Annotated in this window: 18 protein-coding genes and 1 pseudogene; 13 read left to right on the top strand and 6 right to left on the bottom strand. The window is 63.3% G+C overall.

The annotated features are described in order from the left end of the window. From SO156_RS21395 to SO156_RS21375, 5 genes are all read left to right on the top strand, one after another. A partial coding sequence (locus SO156_RS21395; protein ID WP_498536155.1) for a DUF2950 family protein occupies positions 1–418 on the top strand: 418 nt, incomplete at its 5' end. Continuing rightward, positions 402–863, top strand: coding sequence for a hypothetical protein (locus tag SO156_RS21390; protein ID WP_458148972.1), 462 nt, complete (start codon positions 402–404; stop codon positions 861–863). The genes SO156_RS21395 and SO156_RS21390, both read left to right, overlap by 17 nt. 243 nt (positions 864–1,106) lie before the next feature. Then, positions 1,107–2,180 (top strand): phosphatase PAP2 family protein, encoded by a 1,074-nt coding sequence (locus tag SO156_RS21385; RefSeq protein WP_498536154.1) that lies wholly within the window; start codon positions 1,107–1,109, stop codon positions 2,178–2,180. A gap of 478 nt (positions 2,181–2,658) precedes the next feature. After that, positions 2,659–4,056, top strand: a complete 1,398-nt coding sequence (locus SO156_RS21380; RefSeq protein WP_458148974.1) for an MFS transporter — start codon at positions 2,659–2,661, stop codon at positions 4,054–4,056. A gap of 194 nt (positions 4,057–4,250) precedes the next feature. Then, positions 4,251–5,078: a 3-oxoadipate:acetyl-CoA acetyltransferase gene (locus SO156_RS21375; RefSeq protein WP_458148975.1), complete on the top strand. Its 828-nt coding sequence runs from the start codon at positions 4,251–4,253 to the stop codon at positions 5,076–5,078. Position 5,079: 1 nt separating this feature from the next. Here the strand turns inward: SO156_RS21375 and SO156_RS21370 are convergent, their stop codons facing one another. Both SO156_RS21370 and SO156_RS21365 read right to left on the bottom strand, forming a co-directional pair. Beyond that, complete coding sequence (locus tag SO156_RS21370; protein ID WP_458148976.1) at positions 5,080–6,015, bottom strand: diacylglycerol kinase catalytic domain-containing protein; 936 nt, start codon at positions 6,013–6,015, stop codon at positions 5,080–5,082. Further along, complete coding sequence (locus SO156_RS21365) at positions 5,999–7,045, bottom strand: SPFH domain-containing protein (RefSeq protein WP_498536153.1); 1,047 nt, start codon at positions 7,043–7,045, stop codon at positions 5,999–6,001. Before SO156_RS21365 ends, SO156_RS21370 begins: the two co-directional genes overlap by 17 nt. 94 nt (positions 7,046–7,139) lie before the next feature. On the opposite strand from SO156_RS21365, the gene SO156_RS21360 reads away from it, so the two are divergent. Next, positions 7,140–7,874: an NUDIX hydrolase gene (locus SO156_RS21360; RefSeq protein WP_458148978.1), complete on the top strand. Its 735-nt coding sequence runs from the start codon at positions 7,140–7,142 to the stop codon at positions 7,872–7,874. Positions 7,875–7,880: 6 nt separating this feature from the next. On the opposite strand, the gene SO156_RS21355 is transcribed toward SO156_RS21360, so the two are convergent. Continuing rightward, the gene (locus tag SO156_RS21355) at positions 7,881–9,122 is read right to left on the bottom strand and encodes a hypothetical protein (RefSeq protein WP_498536152.1); all 1,242 of its coding nucleotides are present in this window, start codon (positions 9,120–9,122) and stop codon (positions 7,881–7,883) included. 186 nt (positions 9,123–9,308) lie between these two features. Here SO156_RS21355 and SO156_RS21350 point away from each other — a divergent pair, with 186 nt between their 5' ends. The 4 genes from SO156_RS21350 to SO156_RS21335 all read left to right on the top strand — a co-directional run bounded on the left by SO156_RS21350 (position 9,309) and on the right by SO156_RS21335 (position 15,240). Beyond that, positions 9,309–10,514, top strand: a complete 1,206-nt coding sequence (locus tag SO156_RS21350; RefSeq protein WP_498536156.1) for an MFS transporter — start codon at positions 9,309–9,311, stop codon at positions 10,512–10,514. A 142-nt stretch (positions 10,515–10,656) separates the two neighbouring features. Further along, positions 10,657–11,886, top strand: a complete 1,230-nt coding sequence (locus SO156_RS21345) for a CaiB/BaiF CoA transferase family protein (protein WP_498536151.1) — start codon at positions 10,657–10,659, stop codon at positions 11,884–11,886. 280 nt (positions 11,887–12,166) lie between these two features. After that, positions 12,167–14,890, top strand: coding sequence for an autotransporter outer membrane beta-barrel domain-containing protein (locus tag SO156_RS21340; protein ID WP_498536150.1), 2,724 nt, complete (start codon positions 12,167–12,169; stop codon positions 14,888–14,890). A 134-nt stretch (positions 14,891–15,024) separates the two neighbouring features. Beyond that, a complete protein-coding gene (locus tag SO156_RS21335; protein WP_458148981.1) occupies positions 15,025–15,240 on the top strand; it encodes a hypothetical protein in 216 nt (71 codons plus the stop codon). A gap of 171 nt (positions 15,241–15,411) precedes the next feature. Here the strand turns inward: SO156_RS21335 and SO156_RS21330 are convergent, their stop codons facing one another. Next, the gene (locus tag SO156_RS21330) at positions 15,412–16,074 is read right to left on the bottom strand and encodes a TetR/AcrR family transcriptional regulator (protein WP_498536149.1); all 663 of its coding nucleotides are present in this window, start codon (positions 16,072–16,074) and stop codon (positions 15,412–15,414) included. Between the two features lie 334 nt (positions 16,075–16,408). On the opposite strand from SO156_RS21330, the gene SO156_RS21325 reads away from it, so the two are divergent. The 3 genes and pseudogenes from SO156_RS21325 to SO156_RS21315 all read left to right on the top strand — a co-directional run. After that, positions 16,409–17,647: an acyl-CoA dehydrogenase family protein gene (locus SO156_RS21325; RefSeq protein ID WP_498536148.1), complete on the top strand. Its 1,239-nt coding sequence runs from the start codon at positions 16,409–16,411 to the stop codon at positions 17,645–17,647. A gap of 59 nt (positions 17,648–17,706) precedes the next feature. After that, positions 17,707–18,765: a phosphotransferase family protein gene (locus tag SO156_RS21320; RefSeq protein WP_498536147.1), complete on the top strand. Its 1,059-nt coding sequence runs from the start codon at positions 17,707–17,709 to the stop codon at positions 18,763–18,765. 16 nt (positions 18,766–18,781) lie between these two features. After that, a pseudogene (locus SO156_RS21315) lies at positions 18,782–19,150 on the top strand (MBL fold metallo-hydrolase); the annotation flags it as partial. A gap of 281 nt (positions 19,151–19,431) precedes the next feature. On the opposite strand, the gene argE reads toward SO156_RS21315, so the two are convergent. Further along, positions 19,432–20,604, bottom strand: a complete 1,173-nt coding sequence (gene argE, locus SO156_RS21310; protein ID WP_498536146.1) for an acetylornithine deacetylase — start codon at positions 20,602–20,604, stop codon at positions 19,432–19,434. 375 nt (positions 20,605–20,979) lie between these two features. After that, positions 20,980–21,765, bottom strand: a complete 786-nt coding sequence (locus tag SO156_RS21305; RefSeq protein ID WP_458148987.1) for an SDR family NAD(P)-dependent oxidoreductase — start codon at positions 21,763–21,765, stop codon at positions 20,980–20,982. Between the last annotated feature and the right edge of the window lie 56 nt (positions 21,766–21,821).

Here is a 21,821-nt window from a genome sequence, read left to right as displayed (position 1 = left end):
TGTCTACGCGCAACGCATTGTCTCGACGCCCGGCAAGAAGGATGGGCTGTTTTGGCGCGATGATAGTGATCCAAGCCCGCTCGGCGAATTTGCGGCGGAAGCGTCGCGCGAGGGCTACAGGATGGAAGGCCAGGGCGCGCCCTATCACGGCTACTACTTCAGGATACTCAAGGGGCAGGGGCCCAACGCCCCCGGCGGCACCCTCGACTACGTCGTCAAGGGCAAGATGATCGGCGGCTACGCGCTCGTCGCCTATCCGGCCGAGTACGGCAATTCCGGCGTCATGACCTTCGTGGTCAATCACGGCGGGACCGTCTACCAGAAGGATCTCGGTCCGCGCACCGAAAGCATTGCCAGCCGCATGATCTTGTTCAATCCGGACCAGACCTGGAAGAAGGTCGATGCCGCAAAACAATAAGAGAGTCGCGCGGCGCTTTTTCCTGGGCTGCCTGGCGGCGATGACATTGCTTGCCTTCGTTGTTCCGGTGACGCCGTCGTTCGCACAGGCCGCCGGCCACGTTCGCGTCAAGATCGTGAAGGCGGGCCTCTTGGTCGGCGGTGGCGCCGGCAGCGGCGTGCTGACCTGGCGGGGCCGCAACTATCCCTTTAGCGTGTCCGGTCTGAGCCTTGGAATTACGGCTGGCGCCACGATCAGCCGCCTCGATGGCTGGGCCTCCGGCATTCGCGAGGTCAGCGATTTCACCGGCACCTATAGCTCGGCCGGCGGCGGCTTCGCCCTGGTCGGAGGTGTCAATGGTGTCCATTTGCGGAACGAGAAAGGCGTGACGATCGTGCTGCAAGGGCCGAAGGCAGGCCTGGAAGTCGCCGCCAACCTCAGCGCGATCACGATCTCCATGAAATGAGCCTGGCCTGAATACGCCTCCATCCGGATTCCGTGCGGTTGCGGAGAGCCGGCGGAGGGTGTCGTGGCGCGGGGGTGGGCTGAGTCCGATCGAATGAGGTCGGACAATCCAGCATTTGCTCGAATTGCATAAGAATTCGTTAAGCCTGAGTGCGTGCATCCGCAATGCAGTACACGCGCTCGTTGTGAATCTATTAAAGGTTGTATTGCCATACATTTCTCCGGAAATGAATGGAAATGCCGCATGACAGATCGGACAAGCTCGGGACACAGTCTCCCACGATTGGCCGGCGCGAAATCGGGTTCACCGGGAGGTCTTGAACACACGGTCAGCCTGCAACTCTATCAGCTCAACTGGGCGCTCGCCGCGTTCGCGCTGACGGCCCTTTCAGTCAGTCTTCTGTTGACGGAATTCCGGTTGCAGCCCAGCGGCTATCTCAGCGTTCTCGGCGGTGCGGCCCTTTACGGAGTGATCGGCCGTCTCAATGCGTCGTCGCAGGCGAGGAGCAAGCCGCAAATCTATTTCAGCCTGTTTGCGATGGCGCAGATGACCGTGCTGTTGCCGGTTCTGACGTCGCTCACCTACGTCGCGGCCGCCGCGAACCTGCCGCTGCAAGACGCGAATCTGCTGTCGTTCGACCGTCTGCTCGGACTGGATTTTCGCGCCTATCTGGCCTTCATGAACGATCGGCCGATGCTCGCGAATGCTCTTGCCGTGATCTACAATTCCATTCAGTGGCAGATCCTCCTGGTGGTGGTGTTCCTTCCCCTCATGGGATGTGAACGACGTACCGCAGAGTTCATCATGGCCTTCGCGATCGCGTTGGTCGCGACCACCGTCATTTCCACGCTGCTCCCGGCAACGGGTGTTTATGGCACGCTTGGATTGAGGGAAGAGGATTTCCCGAATATCGTCCCGGGCTGCTACTATTACGGGATGCGCGAGATTCCGCCGGTGCGCGACGGCACGTTGCGGCTGCTCGACGTGTTTCATCTCGGGCCGGTCCTGACCTTCCCAAGCTTTCATGCCGTCACCGCGGTGCTCTATGCCTGGGCTTGCTGGCCGGTGCGTTATCTTAGAACGGCCGGATTGTTCTGGAACGGCGCCATGGTGGTCTCGACGCCGGTCAACGGTGGTCACTACTTCGTCGATATCCTTGCAGGAATGGCAGTCGCCGCGTTGTCGATCGCGGCCGTGAAGGGCATTGGCGCGTTGATTGCGCGTAGCCGGACGTTGCGGATGAAACATGTCGCGGCAAATTCCGGGAGCGAGAGGGTGGCCTTTGCTCTGTCAGAGCTGCAAGGCCAGGAGGGATAGCGCTCCGACGCAGGTTCCCATTGCTGCGCGCTGATCCAACGTGGCGGCTTGACGATGTCGCCGTTCTGCTCGTCAATGCCGCAATTTCACAAACCCAATGACCTTTCGTCGATCGTCATTGCTCAGCGCTTTGCTGCGTCAGATTCACCCTCTATTGTTGCCGCTTGAGCACAAGTCGCCCATCCACGCGCGAGATGGTGTCGATGGCAAATGCGTGATCGACGTCGATCACGCCGGCTCTGTGATGCGGTCGTCGCTCGGACCGTGCGACCGTCGCGAATAACATGATGTTAGGTTTATCGCATAACTGGGTAATTGTGTTAGCCGGCCGAAAGCCTATTGTTGCGGCGAACCAGACACGTCCCGGCAGTCGATAAACGCAAGCGGAAAGCCCGCCGAGCGATCGGACAGTGCTGCCCAACATATCCATGAAGCCCGCTCACGGGACGCCAGCAAACAGGTCGGAGGAAACTTGCACATGACCACGGCTCGAGCGATCCACGACATGGGTCAATCCAAGAAGGCTGCTGCGAGCGGCTGGATTGGATCGGCGCTTGAATATTATGATTTCTTTATCTACGCGACCGCAGCGTCGCTGATCTTCCCGCAGATATTCTTCCCGTCGGACAATCCCACCGTCGCCATCGTCGCATCCCTGGCAACGTACGGTGTAGGATATGTGGCCCGGCCGATCGGCGCCTTCGTTCTCGGGCACTGGGGCGATACCCACGGCCGCAAGACGGTTCTCATCGTCTGCATGTTCCTGATGGGCATCTCGACGATGGCCGTCGGCATCCTGCCGACATACCAGCAGGTCGGCATCTGGGCGCCGATCCTGCTCGTCACCTTGCGTCTCGTGCAGGGTTTTGCCGTTGCCGGCGAAATCTCGGGTGCGAGCTCGATGATCCTTGAACATGCGCCATTCGGGCGGCGCGGATTCTATGCAAGCTTTACGCTCCAGGGCGTGCAGGCCGGACAGATCCTTGCGGCTGCGGTCTTTCTGCCGCTCGCGGCCTACATGCCCAACGAGGCCTTCAACAGCTGGGGCTGGCGGATTCCCTTCCTGCTCAGCTTCTTCGTCATCGTCGCGGGCTACATCATCCGCCGCGAGGTTGACGAGACACCTGCTTTTGCCAGGGAGGATGAGCGCGGAGAAACCCCGCGGGCTCCGATCATTCAGGCCATCAAGCTGAACTGGAAAGACATGCTCAGGGTCATCTGCATGGCGCTGATGAATGTCATTCCGGTTGTCGCGACCATCTTCGGCGCAGCCTATGCCGTGCAGTCCGCCTACGGAATCGGCTTTGCGAAGGACGTCTACCTCTGGATTCCGGTCCTCGGAAACATGCTGGCGGTGTTCGTCATTCCCTTCGTTGGCAACCTGTCCGACAAGGTCGGCCGCAAGCCCCCGATCATCATCGGTTCGCTCTGCTCCGGCCTGCTCGCGTTCGGCTACCTCTATGCCATCAGCATCAAGAACGTGCCGTTGGCGATCCTGTTGTCGCTCCTGATGTGGGGCGTGGTCTATCAGGGCTACAACGCGATTTTTCCGAGCTTCTATCCCGAGCTGTTTCCGACGCGCACCCGGGTTTCGGCGATGGCGATCTCGCAGAATATCGGCACGACCATCACCGCGCTGCTTCCCGCCTTGTTTGCAACCGTGGCGCCTCCCGGCTCGGCCAACATCCCGCTGACCGTGGGAGCCATCGCCTTCGGCATCACGGTCATCGCCGCCCTCGCAGCGGTGACTGCCAGGGAAACGTACCGGATAAGCATCGACGATCTGGGCAAGCCGGATGCCGTTCCGATGCCAAGGGCGGACTATGAGCGCATGCGCGCGGAGGCCGCGAACGGGGCCGCGGCGGTTCCGACCTGACGGCCAGGGGCGGAGGTCACGCGATAATGGCGCAATTATCTCGTATATCGCCGTCTTCCCGCATATGAGAGACATGACTGCCGCTGCGGCCAAATAGGTCAGCAGCGGCGGACTTCACGGAAGTCCCGTGACGCACGATTTCGAATTTCACCGGTATGCGCCGGACTGCATATCGCCTGCCAAGGAGTTGAGAGATGAATCCCGTTGTTGTTGCTGTCGCGATCACCGGTTCCGTTCCGCGCAAGAAGGACAATCCGGCAGTGCCGATCGTGCCGTCCGAGCAGATCGAGTCGACGCACGCGGCCTTCGAGGCCGGCGCGACGCTTGCGCATATTCACGTTCGCAATGACGACGAAACGCCGTCCTCTGATCCCCAGCGTTTCGCCGAGGTGCAAGAAGGTATCAAGAAGCATTGTCCGGGGATGATCGTCCAGTTCTCGACCGGAGGGCGCGGCCGCGATCCGTCGGCGCGCGGGTCGGCGCTCTATCTAAAGCCCGAGATGGCGTCTCTCTCGACCGGATCGGTGAACTTTCCGACCATCGTCTATGAGAACAGCGCCGCTCTGGTCGAGCAGCTCGCCACCGGCATGAAGGCTGGCGGCATCCGCCCCGAAATCGAGATCTTCGATCTGTCGCACCTGCATGGCGCGCGCCGCCTGATCGAGGCGGGACTGATCGACGAGTACCCCCACGTGCAGTTCGTCATGGGCGTCAAGAACGCAATGCCGGCGGATGAGCATGTGCTCGACATTCTTCTCGCCGAGCTACAGCGGCTGATGCCGAAATCGACCTGGACCGCGGCAGGGATCGGGCGCCATCAAGCCGAGGTCATGGGCTGGGCGCTGTCGCGGGGCGCCGACGCGGTTCGCACCGGGCTCGAGGATAACATCAGGATCGACAAGAATCGTCTGGCGAAAAGCAACGCGGAGCTCGTGACCCTCGCCTGTGAAGCGGTGACGCGCCACGGCCGACGCGTCGCCACGCCAGCGGAGGCAAGAGCGGCGCTGAGGATAGCGAGGTAGATCACACGATCAGCCGTCCCCGTCGCGTCGCTATCCCGATCGCGACTTCGGCACCGGCGTTGAATTCGAGGCGGTCGGCTTCGATGCCGTCGCTGAAGATGACGCCGTTTTCCGGCATAAGTGAACGGATGCGCAGTTGTTCGGATGCGGTGAGGCTGCCGCAGACGAGGTTGGTCGCTGAATGCCGGCTGGGGAAAGGCTCGCGCACGGCAAAGCGCAGTTCCGGCGCGTCCCAGGGCAGGGCAGTGTAGGCGGCCGGCGCGACCGGGTGGCTGAATTGGCCGGCGATTGCGACCGAGCCGGTGACGATGCTCTTGAACCAGGCGGTCGAGCCGAGCCCGGTCGCGACGATCAGCCCGCTCGAGGACTGCCGCTCCGTCGTCTCGCCGGTCGCAATCTCGTAGATCGCTGAGGTGTGCGTGCGGGCGCCGATGAAGAGGTCGTTTACGGCGTGGAGCACCTGGCCGTCTGAGAGCCGCGCCTCTGCCATCGTCACCGCCTGACTGTCGCGCTTCTCGGTTGCGACATCGGGCAGGAGCTTTGCAAGATCGCTTGGCGCAAAGGGCAGGAGGATGCCGTCGTAGCGCACCGGATCCGGGTTGAGCCCGATCAGCGGATGGCCGTCGAGATATTTCATGGTGTTGGCGACGACGCCGTCCTGGCCGAGCGCGACCACGATGTCCGAGGGCGCGAAGATGAAGTTCGGCAGGAAGCTGCGCTCGATCACCTGGTAGCGGCCCCATTGCTCCAGCGCTTGCATGGATAGATGCTGCTGCGCGCGATAGACCTCGTGCTCGCGCTCATAGTCGGAGAAGTCGGCGCCGAGATGCTCGACATAGAAGCGCGCCTGCGCCGCGGTCAGGTAGCGCGCGACCAGGTCCTCCAGCCTGGTCTTGCGCGTCACCAGCACGATCTTGCGGTCATTGCCGGCGGGCATTGGCGACCTCCATCGCCTTGGGCTTCTCCATCAACTGGCTGAGCAGGTCCGGCGAGACGTTGAGCTGGCCGATCTTTTCGGCCTTCTCGGCAATGCCGGTGAAGGCCTGCGCGATGAGCTGGCCCGGCTGCATGCCGGCAGAGGCAAGTGCCTGAATCACGCGGGTGTCGACGCCCTCAAAAATCTTCATCAGCGCGCCGACGCGATAGGCTTCGGCATCGGCCAGCGTGCGGGTGTTTTCGGCGTTGAGTTCGACAAAGTCCTTGCGTTTGCCTTCGAGCGCGATGTCCGCGATCATGCCGGCCTGGCGCAGCTCGTTCTTCTTGGCGGCGACGCTGGCGTCCGCGTCCATCTGCGTCTCGCGGATCGAGCGCTTCTTCTGCTCGACCGCGATCTCGGTGTCGAGCTCGCTCTCGCGGATGGCGCGCTCCTGCTCGACCGCAAAATTGCGACGGGCGAAAATCGCTTCGTCCGCGTTCTTCAGGATCGCCTCGCGCGCTTCGGCCTCCAGCGCCTTCGCAGTGTCAGGCGTCGGTTTGATGCCGCGGATGGAGACGCCGAGGATCTCGAGCCCGAGCGAGGCGATGTCGGCGCGCGCACGCAAGCCGGTCGCGATGATGTCGGCGATGCGGTCGGAGGCCTGCAAGGCTTCCCTCAAGGTCAGCTCCTTCACCGCCTGCTGGGCCAGCACCTCGACGGTGCCGAGAATGCGCTGCGGCAGCTTCTCCGGGTCGTCGGTCTCATAGGTCTTGCCGTCGCTCTTCAGCGTGAAGTCGAGCATCGAAGCCGCCTTTTTCGGCTCGCTGACGCGATAGGTGACGTGGCCCTGCACGGTGAGGGTCTGAAAGTCGCGCGCGATCTGCTGAAAGATGAAGGAGGCGTCGCGGCTGCCGATGGGGACGGCGACGAGCGAGGTGGCCGGCGCGTAGTAGAACGCGGATAGTCCCGCGCCCTCGGCGACCACGGCGCCGGCGCGGTACTTCATGAGATAGGTGGTGGGCTGGGCCTTGATGAACCTGACGCCGAACATGGCATCCTCCTAATAAGTTGGTCTGGACAACTAAGTAAGTTGCACTGTACAACTAAGTGAGCTACTGTCAAGCGGCAAAAGAGGGGAGGTCGCAATGGCGTCGAAAGGCCAAGCCCAGGGCATTGAAAATTCGGGACAATTGGATTTCCCGCGGCCGCTGGTCACGGTCGACGTGGTGATCTTTGCGATCCGGAACGAGGGCCTCCACGTCCTCCTGGTGCAGCGGCCGGCTGGCGCGGGCGAGCCGTTCCCGCTCAGCTGGGCGCTCCCGGGCGGCTTCGTCGATGTCGCCAAAGACCGCGACCTCGAGGCTTGCGCCGTGCGCAAGCTCAAAGAGAAGACCGGCGTGACCAGTCCCTATCTCGAGCAACTCGGAAGCTGGGGCAGCGCCACGCGCGACCCGCGCGGCTGGTCGGCGACGCATGCCTATTTCGCGCTCGTGCCGGAGGAAGCAGGCCGGGCCGCACTCGCAACCGACGCACAATGGTTTCCGATTGTCGCCGGCAAGATCAAGCCGAAGCTCGCCTTCGACCACGGCGAGATCCTCGCTGCTGCCGTCGAGCGCCTCCGTAACAAGGTCGAATACACCTCGCTGCCCGCATACCTGATGCCGGCGGAATTCACGCTGCCCGATCTTCAGCGGGTCTACGAGATCGTGCTCGACCGTCCCTTGGAAAAGAGCGCCTTCCGTACACGGATCCTCTCGGCCGACATGATCGAACCGATCGCCAAGATGCGGCGCGGCCCGAACCGGCCGGCGCAGCTCTATCGCCTGAAGAAGGGCAAGGAGCCGGTGTACTTCGTGCGCACGTTCAATCCGCCGGAGTGAGGGACGTTACGCGAACTGGCTAGTTCGCGGCGGCTCTGGTGGATCAACCACAAACCCTTCGCAGGTGATGAGGCCGTCGATCAGTCTGAACTCCAGCCTGTCGTAACCCGGCATCGTCTCGCCGGGCTTCGGCGGCAGCAGGGCGATGCGACCTTGAATGCACAGCACGGACTGCCCGGCGCCATGCCACATCCTGATTCCGGTCTCCTTCCAGCGCCGGCGAATCAGCGTCTCGCGATCGCAGAGATCGTCGGATTTCGTGACGGCGGCTGGGGCGATATCGGCTTTGGCGGTGACCGGCTCGACTGGTGGCGCTTCGACGGGATCGGTCTCGACGAGGTCGAGCTGAACCACGTTGGTCTCGACGGCCGTGGCTGCGAAAGTTTCCGCGGCATCGGGATCGGCCGCATCGATGTCGAAAGTTTCGATGCGAGAGGGAGCGGTCTCAACTGCCTCGGGCTCGACTGCCTCGGACTCAATCGTATCGGGCTGAGCAGCCTCGCTCTCGGTCTTGAGTTCAACAGCCGACGTCTCAATTGCGTCGACCTCGATCGTGTCGGTTTCGGCAGAACCGAGCGGAAGGACATCGGTCTCGGCAACAACGGTCTCGGATGAATCCTCTGATGGCACAACCTGGGTCGTAACGTCTTCGGTGCCATGCGCATCGGTTTCGGCTGTCGCGGCCTCAGCCGCGTCGGCCTCGGCGCTTTCGATTGCGACAATGGGCGTCTGAGCCAACTCGATTTCAGCTATTTCGCTCTCAGCGGGGAGACCTTCGTTTTCAACGGTCTCGATGTCAGGCGAGGAGAGGTCGTCGGACGCCATAGCAGGGGAGACGACATCGCATACGCTTGTCGTGACCGGCTCGTCTGCATCCATCTCGGCAGCGTCAGTCTTGGCGGTTGCGGTCTCAGCGACATCGGTCGCGGGAGCCTCCATCTCCTCAGCTTCGACGGTGTCAGGTTCGATGGGCTCGGCCGCAGCGGTCTCGGTTCCACCGGGAGCCGCCTGCACGGTGTCGGGTTCGATCGTTTCCGCTTCGACCGCGCCACGCGCGCCATCGTCCTTCGTGACGTCCGCAGCCGGTGCCTGAAACTCGCTGACGACGGCCGGTTCGTCGTTCGTTCGACCGCGCAGCAAGGATTTGAATTTCGCGACCGCAAATTCAACCGCCGGGATCCGGCGCAGCGCTATCGCCAGTCTCGTGAGGACTGGGAGCTGTTTGGGAGCATACTCGGCGTGAGACATCGGTGATTCTCGAAAGGAGCAAGAGTTGCCCGCGACGCGCGGGACTGTCAAATCGCGCTCATGCCCGTTGTCGCCATGTCAATGCCGTTGTGGCGGATAGGGTCATGCCGGGCTCGTAGTGCAGCGCGGGGTGGAGATGGTGTATTCGGGAATGACCGGATCGGTCCGATCCGGCCTCGGGGCGGAATACGTCGCTTGAAATTCGATACGAAGCTGATTGGCGTCATGGCGGTGCTCGCCGTCACCCAACTCGTCGGATGGGGGACGATCGGGCTTCCTGCCATCGTCGGCCGCGATCTCGCTGCCGATCTCAATATGAGCCTTCCGGCGGTCTTCGCGGGAACGTCGGTTCTGTACGTCGCCATGGGGCTGTGCGCGCCCTGGCTCGCAAAGTCCTTCACGCAACATGGCGCGCGTCGTGTGATGATGGTGGGCACGGTCGTGACCGTGCCGGGCTTTGTGTTCCTGTCCTATGCGCAGGAGCCGATTCATTATTTCGCGGCCTGGATCATTCTCGGTGTGGCTGGCAGCGCCACGCTGTCGACCGGCGCCTACATCATGCTGAACGAGGTTGCCGGCCCGCGCGCCAAGAACGCGATCGGCGCATTGATGCTGGTGACGGGCCTTTCCGGCAGTATCTTCTGGCCGACGACGTCGTATCTGAGCAGCCTCGCCGGCTGGCGCGGAACGTGTCTGATCTATGCGGCCATGATGATCGTCGTCAGCCTGCCGCTCCTGGCCTTCTGTGCACCGCGCTGGCGCAAGGCGAGCGAGGAAGCCCCCACCAAGCTACGGGACGTGCCGGCTTCTCCAGTTCCCAGGAGCACCTTCCACTTGGTGGTGTCAGCGGTCGCGCTCAATGCCTTCGTGAACTTCGGCTTGGGCGCCGTCTTCGTCGAGCTCCTGAGAGCCGAGGGGTTGTCTCCGGCGGAGGCGGTCGGCTTCGGCTCAATGCTGGGCGTGATCCAGGTCAGCGCGCGCGGCATCGATTTCCTTGGCGGCGGACGTTGGGACGGAATCACGACCGGGCTGGTCGCGGGCACCGCGCTGCCGCTTGCCATGCTGCTCCTGATGGCGGGCAACGGCTCATATTGGGTGGTTGCGCTGTTCATCCTGCTCTATGGCCTCGGCAGCGGCGCGATGGCAGTGGCGCGGGCAACGATTCCGCTGGTGTTCTACGATCAGACCGAATTCGCCAAGGCGACGTCGGTGATCGCCCTGCCGGTCAATCTCGCCGCAGCCGTGTCGCCTCCGGTTCTCGCAGCGCTGCTGGTGCATTTCGGCAGCCGTGGCCTGCTTGGCCTGACCATGCTCTGCTCATGCGCAACGGTGCTGATCCTCGTCGCCCTGGGCCGCCGCCGGCCGGGTGCCGCGACGGCTGCAGCGGCGTAACGTTGTCAGGACCGCCCTGAGAGCGGCCCGCGGATGGCGGCATGCCACCAATGCAAGGCTCGCAGGTCCAAAATAGTGTATCCGCAGGAAGCGCGGCCCGGCCTTGGCCGCCGCGCCAACAGCAGTTCCCGGAGGAAACCTTATGTCGGCCCTGCCGCTCTCAGGCATCAAGATCCTTGACCTCACGCGCGTGCTCGCGGGGCCCTTGTCGGCCCAGATGCTCGGCGATCTCGGAGCGCAGGTGATCAAGATCGAACGGCCCGGCACCGGCGACGACGCGCGCGCCTTCGGCCCGCCTTACCTTAGCGACCCCGACGGCAAGCAGAACAACAACAACTCGTTCTACCTCTGCGCCAACCGCAACAAGAAGTCGGTCACGGTCAACATCGCCAAGCCCGAAGGGCAGGCGATCATCCGCGAGCTTGCCAAGGACGTCGACGTCTTCATGGAGAACTACAAGGTCGGCGATCTCAAGCGCTATGGCCTCGATTACGAGACGATCAAGGCGGTCAACCCCGGCATCGTCTACTGCTCGGTGACCGGTTTCGGCCAGACCGGCCCCTACGCCCCGCGCGCTGGCTACGATGCGATCCTGCAGGCGATGGGTGGCTTGATGAGCGTCACCGGCCATATCGACGGCGAGCCTGGCGAGGGTCCGATGAAGGTCGGCCCGTCGATCGTCGACTACATGACCGGCATGAACACCTCGATCGGGATTCTCTCGGCGCTTTACCATCGCGACGCCAATGGCGGCGAGGGGCAGCACATCGACGTCTGCCTGTTCGATACCGTCATCGCATCGTTGTCGCACTGGCTGCAGATCTACCTCGTCAACGGCAAGACACCGCCGCGCCGCGGCACCTGGGGCAATGGTGGCATGCCGGCCGGCGTGTTCCGCTGCACCGATGGCGAACTGATGCTGGTGGTCGGCAATGACGGTCAGTTCCAGCGGACCTGCGCCGTGCTCGGCGAGCCCGAACTCTCGAGCGACAAGCGCTTCATCAAGAACAACGACCGCGTCGTGCACGGCAAGGAGATCATGGCGATCTTCGCTGGTCTGTTCCTGAAGAAGCCGGTGGTCTACTGGCTGGAAAAGCTGGAGGAGGCCGGCGTGCCGTCAGGTCCGATCAACAATTTCGAGCAGGTGTTTGGCGATCCGCACGTCCAGTCGCGCGGCATGCGGGTGAAGGTGAAGCACAAGTTCGAGCCCGAACTGTCGCTGATCCGCAACGCGCTGACGTTCTCGGAAACCCCCGTGACGGACTATCGCGCGCCGCCGCTGCTCGGGGAGCACACGCAGGAAATCCTTGGCGGACAACTCGGCTATGATGCGGAGAAGATCGCGGCGCTGAAGAAGCAGGGCGTGATCTAGGACGATATCGCGGACATTGGAAGCCGGCGACTGATCCGAGCGGCCGAGGTACCAGCGTGGATCGCTGATGCATTCGCTAAGTGATGGCGCGAGGAGCGCAACCAGATGTCGGCCGAAGCCGAAACGTCTGGGCGAATGGTGGCGCGGCGGCAACATCGACCGCGAAATCGGCCGTCAGGGCGTTCTAGGGCAAATCTTTATTCGCTGGAGTCCAAGACAGTTATTCGCCGTCTGATCATCTTGCAGTCACTGTTTCGACCGCAAGATGATGGAATCGGTAATGAAAATACGACGTGGCGCCCTGCTGAAGACGACGGCGCAGTTGTCCCAGTCGCCCCTTCGCATGAGACCCCTGGCGCTGACGGCATCGTTTTCGCTCTCTTTGGCTGCGGTCGTCATGTTGCCGTCCGGTGAGGCCGCGGCTGCCTGCGTGCAATCCGGCAATGCCGTGACCTGCAGCGGAGCGAGCAGCACCGGCTTCGGCACCGGCGTCGAGAGCAACCTCTCCGTCACGGTTCAGTCCGGCGCCGCGATCTCGGTCGGCGCGTCAGAAGTGGCGATCAAACTCGACAGCGGTAACACCGTCGTTAACAGCGGCGCCATCAGCTCGACGGGGGCGAGCGCCGCCGGCATCCGGCTCACCGGCTCCGGCAACACGGTAAGCAACTCCGGCACCATCACCCTGACTGGTGACGGGTCGTACGGCATCGGCGTCAACAGCACCAACACCATCCAGAATTCCGGTACGATCACGATCGGCGCCAATGGCTATGGTGTCTATCTGGGGAGCGGCAACAATTTCACCAACAGCGGCACGATCAACGTCGGCTCCAGCTCGGCCGGCGTCTACGCTCTCTACAACAACAACACCGTGATCAACAACGGCACCATCGTCACTGACAGTATCGGAATCCAGGGCACCGGCGACAATAACGCCTTCACCAATGCCGGCACGATTTCTCTCGGCGCTCCCGGATCTATCGGCATGTTCGTATCCAGCACAGGCAACGTGCTGACCAACACCGGCACGATCAGCTCTGGTAGCGCGAGCTCCTACGGCATCGCCGCTGACGGCGGCGGCAACACTATCCTCAATTCCGGCGTCATCACGGTGGGCAGCAGCACCAGCATCAACAGCACCGGCGTGTATTTGTTGAACAACAGTGTGCTTACGAATAGCGGCACCATCACCGCCGTCGATACGGGGGGCATTGGCGTCATGCTCTGGAGTAACGGCAATACCGTGACCAACAATGGAACGATCAGCGCACTCGGCAACGGCGGAGTTGCGATCGAATTCGTCGGCAACGGCAACACGATCGTCAACAGCGGCACGATCAGGGGCGGTCAGAACGGCTTCTCGCTGTTTACCTTTGGCGCCGCGAACAACACCATCACCAACAATGGAACGCTTGACGGCGCCATACGGCTCTGGGGCAGCGGCGATAGCCTGACCAACAACGGGCTCGTCACCATCAGCGATCCGGCGACTGCACTGGGGCACGGCATAATCGAGCTCGGCGGCACTTTCACCCAGTCCGCGTCGGGCACTCTTGCGCTGCGCGTCGACAATGCCGGCAACAGCGACGGTCTGTATGCTGCCGGGCAGGTCAAGCTCGACGGCACGTTGCGCTTGGTGGCGCAGCCGGGCCTCTATCAGTCGTCGACGACTTACACCGACGTTGTGCAGACGGCTACAGGCGTCTCGGGCCGGTTCGCGAATGTCACGGTGTCATCGGCCTTCCTCAATGCCGCGGCGACCTACAACACCAATTCGGTCGACGTGACGCTGACGCGCCAGGGGTTCGGCTCGGTCGCAGGCGAGACCGCCAACCAGCGCGCGGTCGGCAATGCACTGGAGGCCGGCTACTCGACCGCGCTGACCGGCGCGGCCGCGACGTTCTATTCCAATCTGTTGCAGGCGGGCTCGGTGCGCGTGCTCGATCAGCTCTCGGGCGAGGGGACCAGCGGCACGCAAAACACCGCCTTTGCCGCGGGCAGCATGTTCGGCCAGACCATGGACGGCCAGATGGATGCGTGGCGCAGCGGTCACCGCGGCGAGGCCGCGGGAAGTGGCGCGCTCGGTTACGCCTCGGAGCGTCCGGTCACCTCGGCCTTCAACGCGCTGAAGGCGCCACCGCTCGTCGAGCCGCAGTGGCACGCCTGGGCGTCGGGTTTCGGGGCCGGTCAATCGCTGTCGGGCGACGCCACGGTCGGCAGCGCGGGCTTCAGCGACCGCATCGCGGGCGGCGCGGCCGGTGTCGATCATCTCTTCGGACCGGATCTGCTGGTCGGCATCGCCGCCGGCGGCTCCAGCGCGACGTTCAACGTCGATGATCGTGCCACCTCCGGCAGGGTCGATGGTGCCCATGTCGGCGCCTACGCGATCCAGCGGTTCGGCGCGACTTACGTCTCCGCGCAGCTCGCCTACAGCCATTTCAACAATTCGACCACGCGCACCATCACCGGCATCGGCGGCGACGAGATCGCCAAGGGCTCGTTCGGCAGCGACCAGTTCGGCGGACGATTTGAGGTCGGGCGGACCTACGACTTCGGCAGGGTCGCCGTTACGCCGTTCGCCGCGCTCCAGGCCGCGCAGCTGTGGCAGGCCGGCTATACCGAGACCAGCATCACGGGCACAGGGCCTGGCGTGCTCGGCCTGAGCTACGCCTCGCGCAGCGTCTCCTCACTGCCGACCTTCCTCGGCAGCAAGTTCGACGCCCGCTTCGATCTCGGCAACGGCATGATGTGGATGCCGTTCGCTAGCCTCGCCTGGGTGCATGAGTTCTCGCCGAACCGCGACGTCACGGCGACGCTGGTGTCGATGCCGGTTTCCGCTTTCACCGTGGAGAGCGCGCGCGCCGCGAGCGACGCCGGTCGAGTCGAGCTCGGCTCGCGCCTGGTGCTGAACCGGTGGTCAGAACTCTCCGCGCGCTTCACCGGCGAGTTCGCTAGTGGCAGCCAGAGCTATGCCGGCACGGGAACTTTTCGGGTGAACTGGTGAGAGACAACGGAACGGTGAGGGGCGAGCGTTCCCTTGTCCACAGATGATCCGTAGTTGCCCCGGCTTTCGTCGCAATCCGGACTCGTATTCGATCGCTTCATCTGACGAACTGGTGTTCGGCAGGGAGGAATCGAATGTCCTATACGATCGGCTATCAAGCGAAGAACCAGAAGGCAGTTCTAGCCACCGAGGCGGCGACGGCCAACCAGGCCGTGGCGATCGTCGCAGCGCTGCAAACGTCGGCCGAGGAAATCAAGTTCATCCGCTCGCCGCAGGAAGGCGACATGGGCATTGAAATGCTGCTGCTGCTGGCGAAGGAAGAAGCCGAGGAGATGCCGCAGAGGATGTGATGCTGCTTTTACCCTCCCCCCTTGCGGGAGAGGGTGCGCTCGCGAAGCGAGCGAGGGTGAGGGGTCTCTCTCCGCGAGTGACGCTCGCGCAATAGAATCTGCGGAAGCCACCCCTCATCCGGCGCTTTGCGCCACCTTCTCCCGCAAGGGAGAAGGAAAAATATGCGCGCCTCAGCGCGCAGCGACCTTCGCCGGGGCCTTGCCCTCTGCCTTTCCGGCCGTCAGCCCCATCACCGCCATTACGACCACGCGTTCGATGATGCCGTTGACGTCGTCGAGATCGCATTTTCCGTCCGACAGCTTGGTCAGCCGTTCGCTCTCGCGGATGGTGTGGTGCGCCATGGCCAGCGCGAAGTGCAGGCCCCAATAGATCTCCTCATCGCTGCGGTCGGGCAGCGCGCGGCGCATCGCGGCGGCGAATTTGCGCAAATGGTCAATCTCCCGGTTCTTGATGCGGCGGATCGGCGGCACCGATTCAATGGAGGCGCGGATCATGAAGCGTGCCGCGGTGGAACGCTGGTTCGCCGGCCCCAGGCAGCCATTCAGGGTCGGGCCGACGAGGGCGCGCAGGATCATTTCGATCGGGGCGCGGCCGCCGCCCTGTTCTTCCGCCGTCTTGAGCTCCGCCAGGCGCTCGCGGTTGAGGGCGATGCTCCGCGTCACGAACAATTCGGCGATCAATTCGTCCTTCGAGCCGAAATGGTAGTTCACGGCCGCAAGGTTGACGTTGGCCTCGGCGACGATGTCGCGCAGCGTTACGTCGCCGAAGCCGCGATCGGCGTAGAGCCGCTCGGCGGCGGCGAGAATGGCAGATCTGGTCTGATCGCTGGCCATGGCTGAGAGCCTTTTCTCGTCATTCCGGGGCGCGGCGAAGTCGCGAACCCGGAATCTCGCGCACAACTTCCAGATTCCGGGTTCAGCCCTGCGGGCTGCCCCGGAATGACGACGAGGGGCGCGCGCCGGAGGGAGTTGCAATTCAAACAGTTGTATGAAACTATCGTTTGAAGGTCGGGAAAAGTCAATCCGCAATCGGGACCGGTTCGCAACAGCGAGGCCCCGGTTCCGAAAGGTGGCGCGCAAGCCCCGCTGTCGCGGCTTGCAGGCCGCGCAAGGCGGGAGGACAGTCCGGCACAAAAGATCGTTCAGAGAGAGAGACGAGGAGCGTCCCATGGACTTCGACATGTCCCCCAAGCAGAAGGAATGGCTCGAACGCGTGCAGTCCTTCATGACCAAGCACGTGCGTCCCGCTGTTCCCGTCTACAATCAGCAGGATCACACGGGCGAGCGTTGGAAGGTCATCCCGGTTCTCGAAGAGCTGAAGAAGAAGGCCAAGGCCGAAGGCCTTTGGAACATGTTCCTGCCGCCGTCCAAGGAGCATGACGACGACGAATTCCACGGTGCGGGATTGACCAACCTCGAATACGCGCTGCTCTCGGAGCAAATGGGGCACATCTCCTGGGCCTCGGAAGTGTTCAACTGCTCCGCGCCCGACACCGGCAACATGGAAGTGCTGTTCCGCTACGGCACCAAGGAGCAGAAGCGCAAATGGCTGCGTCCGCTGATGGACGGCGAGATCCGCTCCGCGTTCCTGATGACGGAGCCGGCGGTGGCTTCGTCCGACGCCACCAACATCGAAACCCGTATCGAGCGCGACGGTGACCACTACGTCATCAATGGCCGCAAATGGTGGTCCTCCGGTGTCGGCGACCCCCGCTGCAAGATCGCCATCCTGATGGGCAAGACCGACGTCAACGCCGCCAAGCATCAGCAGCAGTCGCAGATCCTGGTGCCGCTCGACACGCCCGGCATCAAGGTCGAGAAGATGCTGCCAGTGTTCGGCTTCGACGATGCGCCGCATGGCCACGCCCAGGTGCTCCTGGAGAACGTCCGCGTTCCCGCATCGAACCTGTTGCTCGGCGAGGGCCGCGGCTTCGAGATCGCGCAAGGCCGCCTCGGGCCCGGCCGCATCCATCACTGCATGCGCACCATCGGCAAGGCCGAGGAGGCGCTGGAGAAGATGGTGAAGCGGCTGATGTCGCGCACCGCGTTCGGCAAGAAGATCATCGAGCACTCGGTGTGGGAGCAGCGCATCGGCGAGGCGCGCACCGATATCGAGATGAATCGCCTGCTGTGCCTGAAGGCAGCTGACATGATGGACAAGGTCGGCAACAAGACCGCGCAGCTCGAGATCGCCATGATCAAGGTCGCAGCCCCCAACATGGCGCTGAAGATCATCGACCAGGCGATCCAGGCTTTTGGCGGCGCCGGTGTCTCGGACGAAGCCGGTCTCGCCAAGGACTATGCGGGCATCCGCACGCTCCGTCTCGCCGATGGTCCGGACGAGGTGCACAATCGCGCCATTGCCAGACTTGAAATCCGGAAGTATGCAAACTCTCCCAAGCACTAATAGGGAGGGCCCGGCGGCGTTCCCGAATAAGATCGACAAGACTGTGAGGGAGCGTCATCGTGGCTGACGGCGTCAGGAAAGACGAGGAGTTCTCGGGCACCAAGCCCGTCGAGGAGCGGCATCGTTTCGACGAGCTGCGGCTCGAGAACTGGATGCGCGAGAACGTCGAAGGCTATCAGGGCCCGCTGGTCGTCCTGCAATTCAAGGGCGGCCAGTCCAACCCGACCTACCGGCTCGACACGCCCGGCCGTTCCTACGTGATGCGCCGAAAGCCGTTCGGTAAATTGCTGCCGTCGGCGCATGCCGTCGATCGCGAATATCGCGTGATCGCAGCGCTCGGAAAGCAGGGTTTTCCGGTCGCGAAAGCCTATGCGCTCTGCCAGGACGACAGCATCATCGGTGCCGCCTTCTACATCATGTCGATGGAGGAGGGCCGCGTATTCTGGGATCCGACGCTGCCAACCCAGACGCCGGATGGGCGGCGACAAATCTTCACCAGCAAGATCGAGACGCTCGCGAAGCTGCACATGTTCGATCCCGCGGCGATCGGCCTCGGGGACTTCGGCAAGCCCGGCAATTATTTCGCGCGGCAGATCGACCGCTGGACCAAGCAGTATCGGGCATCCGAGACCCAGCACATTCCGGAGTTCGAGAAGGTCGCCGAATGGCTGCCGCGCACCGTGCCGGAGCAGGCGCGCGTCTCGATCGTCCACGGCGACTATCGGCTCGACAACATGATTTTCCACGCAACGGAACCGCGCGTGCAGGCCGTGCTGGATTGGGAGCTGTCGACGCTCGGCGATCCCATGGCCGACTTCACCTATCTGTTGATGCAGTGGATCATGCCGGGTCTGGAAGGCGCGGACCTCAAGGCGCTGAACATTCCGAGTCTGGAAGAGGCTGCGCAGATCTACTGCAACGCGACCGGGATGAGCGTGCCGGATCTCAACTGGTACTTCTCGTACAATCTCTTCCGCCTTGCGGGCATCACGCAGGGAATCGCGGGCCGGATCCGCGACGGCACCGCCGCCAACGCCAAGGCGCTCGAATCCGCCAAGCGCACCGTGCCGCTCTCGAAGGCATCATGGGACTACGCGCAGAAGGCGGGCGCGGTATGAACGAGACGAAGGCGCGCCGGGACACACGCCGGGCTGCACGAGCTGGACCACAACGGTGAAGGACGGTGACGCAACACGAAGCGTGCTGTTCTTCTGCAGCGCGACCGTGGCGCTCAACCGGCTGGCCGGGAAGGGGATGACCTATCCGGGCATCGTCGACGATTACAGAAAAACATTCGCGTGGTCGAAGACAGCACATCCTGACGTCCTGCTCGCCCCGCACCCCGAAATGTACGACATGCCCGGCAAGCGCGCGAAGATCGCCGACGGCGCGCCCAATCCCTTCGTGGTGCCGGGCGAGTTCAACAGCTATGCGGACAATCTTGAGAAGCTGTTCGCCGAAGGCCTCGCGAAGCAGACTGTGGAGGCCGAGGCCGGGAAGTGATAGGCGCGGGCGCGTAGGTTGGGCAAAGGCGCGTCGGCGCCGTGCCCACCGCTTATGCGTATACAGAAGTGGTGGGCACGCTTCGCTTTGCCCACCCTACGCACTGGGTACCGGCTCTGCGGCGCGTCACTTCGTACCGCACCGCGTCCGGGACACGATATCTCTGTGATTTGCGGACATGGCGCCGTAGCCCGGATGGAGCGAAACGCAATCCGGGAGCCCTGTCCCCGCATTTCGCTTCGCTTCATGCGGGCTACGGCTGGTGAAGCTAACCCTACGTTTCATTCCTTCGCGCAATGCGCGATCAGCTCCGCGACGAACTCACCGCACTTCTCCAGCTCCGACATCTCGACGAACTCGTCCGGCGTATGCGCCTGTGCGATCGCGCCGGGACCGATCACCACCGAGGGGATATCGGCCATGCTGGTAAACAGGCTCGCTTCGGTGCCGAAGGCGACCTTGGCGTGGTCGTTGCGGCCGGCGAGCTTTTTGGCGAGCGTGACGATCGCGTTGTCGGCCCGGGTGTCGAGGGCGGGATAGTCGAGGATCTCCGCAAAATCGATGCCGCATTCCGGATGGCGTTTCTTCATCGCCGGCTCGATCTCCGCCTTGGCCCAGGCAACGATCGCATCCGTCACCTCTCGTGACTCGGTGATGCCGAGCCCGCGGCACTCGAACTCCACGGTGCAGGTATCCGGCACGATGTTGAGCGCGGCGCCGCCATGCACGATGCTGGTGAGCAGCGTTGCATGCGGGACGTCGTAGAGGCTGTCCTGCTCCGCCTTTGCGGCTAGCGTGACGGCGCGGCGGCGGATCTCGGTGATCAGCTCGGCCGCATATTCGATGGCGTTGACACCATCGGGCGCGATCGAGGAGTGGCGGGCGAGCCCCTTGAAGGTCGCGCGCACGCCATGCTTGCCCTTGTGACCGATGATGACCTTCATCTCGGTCGGCTCGCCGACGAAGCAGCCGAGTGGCCGCAGCGGCTTCTTGGCAACCTCGCGCAGCATCGGCCGCACGCCGACGCAGCCGATCTCCTCATCATAGGAGATCGCAAGATGAATCGGGGTTGTCAGCTTCGCCTCGACCATCTCCGGCACCATGGCAAGGCACACCGCGACGAAACCTTTCATGTCGGTGGTGCCGCGCCCGTAGAGGCGTCCGTCGCGCTCGATCAGCTTGAACGGATCGTGGGTCCATGTCTGGCCCGCGACGGGGACGACGTCGGTGTGCCCCGACAGCACGAGGCCTGCGCGGTCCTCAGGGCCGATGGTGACCCAGAGCGAGGCCTTCTGCCCGGTCTCATCCACGATCCGCTGTCCGCTGACGCCGAAGGAGGCAAGGTAGCTCTCGATATAGGCGATCAGAGACAGGTTGGAGCGGTCGCTCACGGTGTCGAAGGCGACGAGATCGACGAGCAGTTTGCGAATACGGTCGGGTCTTTGGTTTGGCATTGTCGGGTTCTTGGGATGGGAGGGTGGCGGCGCAGCCGCGTGCACGAACCATACCAACAGCGGCGCCCGTCGGGCAAATCATCTGCCGGTAGCTTTCCCGCAGAGATCCCGCATTTGGCGCGATCCTACTTTGCATGGGGTTGTTTTCGAAGAAAAAGAAATCGCCTGTGCCGTCGGGCAAAATCACCTCTGCGATTTTGTTTTGACGATACTGGGAATCGCGGTGTTGTGGACGGAGACTCTCGTGTCCCGGATGCGGTGCAGCGTGCAACGCTGCGCCGCAGAGCCGGGACCTACTCCGGTCGTGCCGTTGAAAAGCATGGGCCCCGGCTCAGCAGCGCATCACTATCGCGCTGCGTCCGGGGCACGAGAGAGTCAAACCGGCTTGCCGGTGTACGGCATCGACGCGGTGAGGCCGCCATCGACCGGAAATGCCTGGCCGTTGACATACGACGCCTCGTCGCTAGCCAGGAACAAGCCCATCGCTGCGAGCTCGTGCGGTTGGCCGGGGCGCTTGAGCGGATTGAGCTGGCCGATCTTGTCGGCGGTGCCGCGCTCCTTGGCGCGATCGAAGATCGGTTTCGTCATGCCGGTCTCGATCAGCCCGGGGCACACCGCGTTGATGCGCACGCCGGTGCCGGAGAGTGAATAGGCCGTGGTCTGCACCAGACTGATCACGCCGGCCTTGCTCGCGGCGTAGGGGTGACCGCTGGCACCGGCCTTGAGGCCCGCGACCGAGGCCGTCAGCACGATCGCGCCCGACTGCTGCTGCACCATGTGCGGCATCGCGTACTTCACCGCGAGGAAGGGGCCGATCAGGTTGACGCGCAAAACCTCCTGCCAATGCTCGACCGTCTGCTCGGCAAGCGGAATGAGCCCGCCGGAGACGCCGGCATTGGCCCAGATCACGTCGAGCCGGCCGTGCGTCTTCACCGCCTTGTCGATGACGGCCATGACGTCCTTCTCGGAACCCGCGTCGGCCATCATGGCCTCTGCAGTGCCGCCGGCGCGCTTGATCTCCTCGACCGTCTCCTTCACGCCCTCGCTGCGATCGACTGCGATCAGTCGTGCGCCTTCTTTCGTGAACAGCAGCGAGGCCGCGCGGCCGATGCCGCTGCCCGCGCCGGTGATGATGACGGATTTGCCTTGCAGACGGCCCATGCGTTTCTCCTTTTTGGTTGTCGCACGACGCTTGCCGTGCGACGGAATTTCAAACA

It is taken from the genome of Bradyrhizobium sp. UFLA05-125 (assembly GCF_059803515.1).
This window is presented reverse-complemented; position numbering and strand designations above follow the sequence as displayed.

What these genes read in the sequence shown, in the direction of transcription:
- SO156_RS21360 (WP_458148978.1), top strand. Translation starts at nt 7,140, where the DNA reads ATGGCGTCGAAAGGCCAAGCCCAGGGCATTGAAAATTCGGGACAATTG.
- SO156_RS21340 (WP_498536150.1), top strand. Translation starts at nt 12,167, where the DNA reads ATGAAAATACGACGTGGCGCCCTGCTGAAGACGACGGCGCAGTTGTCC.
- SO156_RS21370 (WP_458148976.1), bottom strand. Translation starts at nt 6,015, where the DNA reads ATGCCCGCCGGCAATGACCGCAAGATCGTGCTGGTGACGCGCAAGACC.
- SO156_RS21345 (WP_498536151.1), top strand. Translation starts at nt 10,657, where the DNA reads ATGTCGGCCCTGCCGCTCTCAGGCATCAAGATCCTTGACCTCACGCGC.
- SO156_RS21385 (WP_498536154.1), top strand. Translation starts at nt 1,107, where the DNA reads ATGACAGATCGGACAAGCTCGGGACACAGTCTCCCACGATTGGCCGGC.
- SO156_RS21390 (WP_458148972.1), top strand. Translation starts at nt 402, where the DNA reads ATGCCGCAAAACAATAAGAGAGTCGCGCGGCGCTTTTTCCTGGGCTGC.
- SO156_RS21380 (WP_458148974.1), top strand. Translation starts at nt 2,659, where the DNA reads ATGACCACGGCTCGAGCGATCCACGACATGGGTCAATCCAAGAAGGCT.
- SO156_RS21375 (WP_458148975.1), top strand. Translation starts at nt 4,251, where the DNA reads ATGAATCCCGTTGTTGTTGCTGTCGCGATCACCGGTTCCGTTCCGCGC.
- SO156_RS21335 (WP_458148981.1), top strand. Translation starts at nt 15,025, where the DNA reads ATGTCCTATACGATCGGCTATCAAGCGAAGAACCAGAAGGCAGTTCTA.
- SO156_RS21355 (WP_498536152.1), bottom strand. Translation starts at nt 9,122, where the DNA reads ATGTCTCACGCCGAGTATGCTCCCAAACAGCTCCCAGTCCTCACGAGA.
- SO156_RS21325 (WP_498536148.1), top strand. Translation starts at nt 16,409, where the DNA reads ATGGACTTCGACATGTCCCCCAAGCAGAAGGAATGGCTCGAACGCGTG.
- SO156_RS21330 (WP_498536149.1), bottom strand. Translation starts at nt 16,074, where the DNA reads ATGGCCAGCGATCAGACCAGATCTGCCATTCTCGCCGCCGCCGAGCGG.
- SO156_RS21365 (WP_498536153.1), bottom strand. Translation starts at nt 7,045, where the DNA reads ATGTTCGGCGTCAGGTTCATCAAGGCCCAGCCCACCACCTATCTCATG.
- argE (WP_498536146.1), bottom strand. Translation starts at nt 20,604, where the DNA reads ATGCCAAACCAAAGACCCGACCGTATTCGCAAACTGCTCGTCGATCTC.
- SO156_RS21305 (WP_458148987.1), bottom strand. Translation starts at nt 21,765, where the DNA reads ATGGGCCGTCTGCAAGGCAAATCCGTCATCATCACCGGCGCGGGCAGC.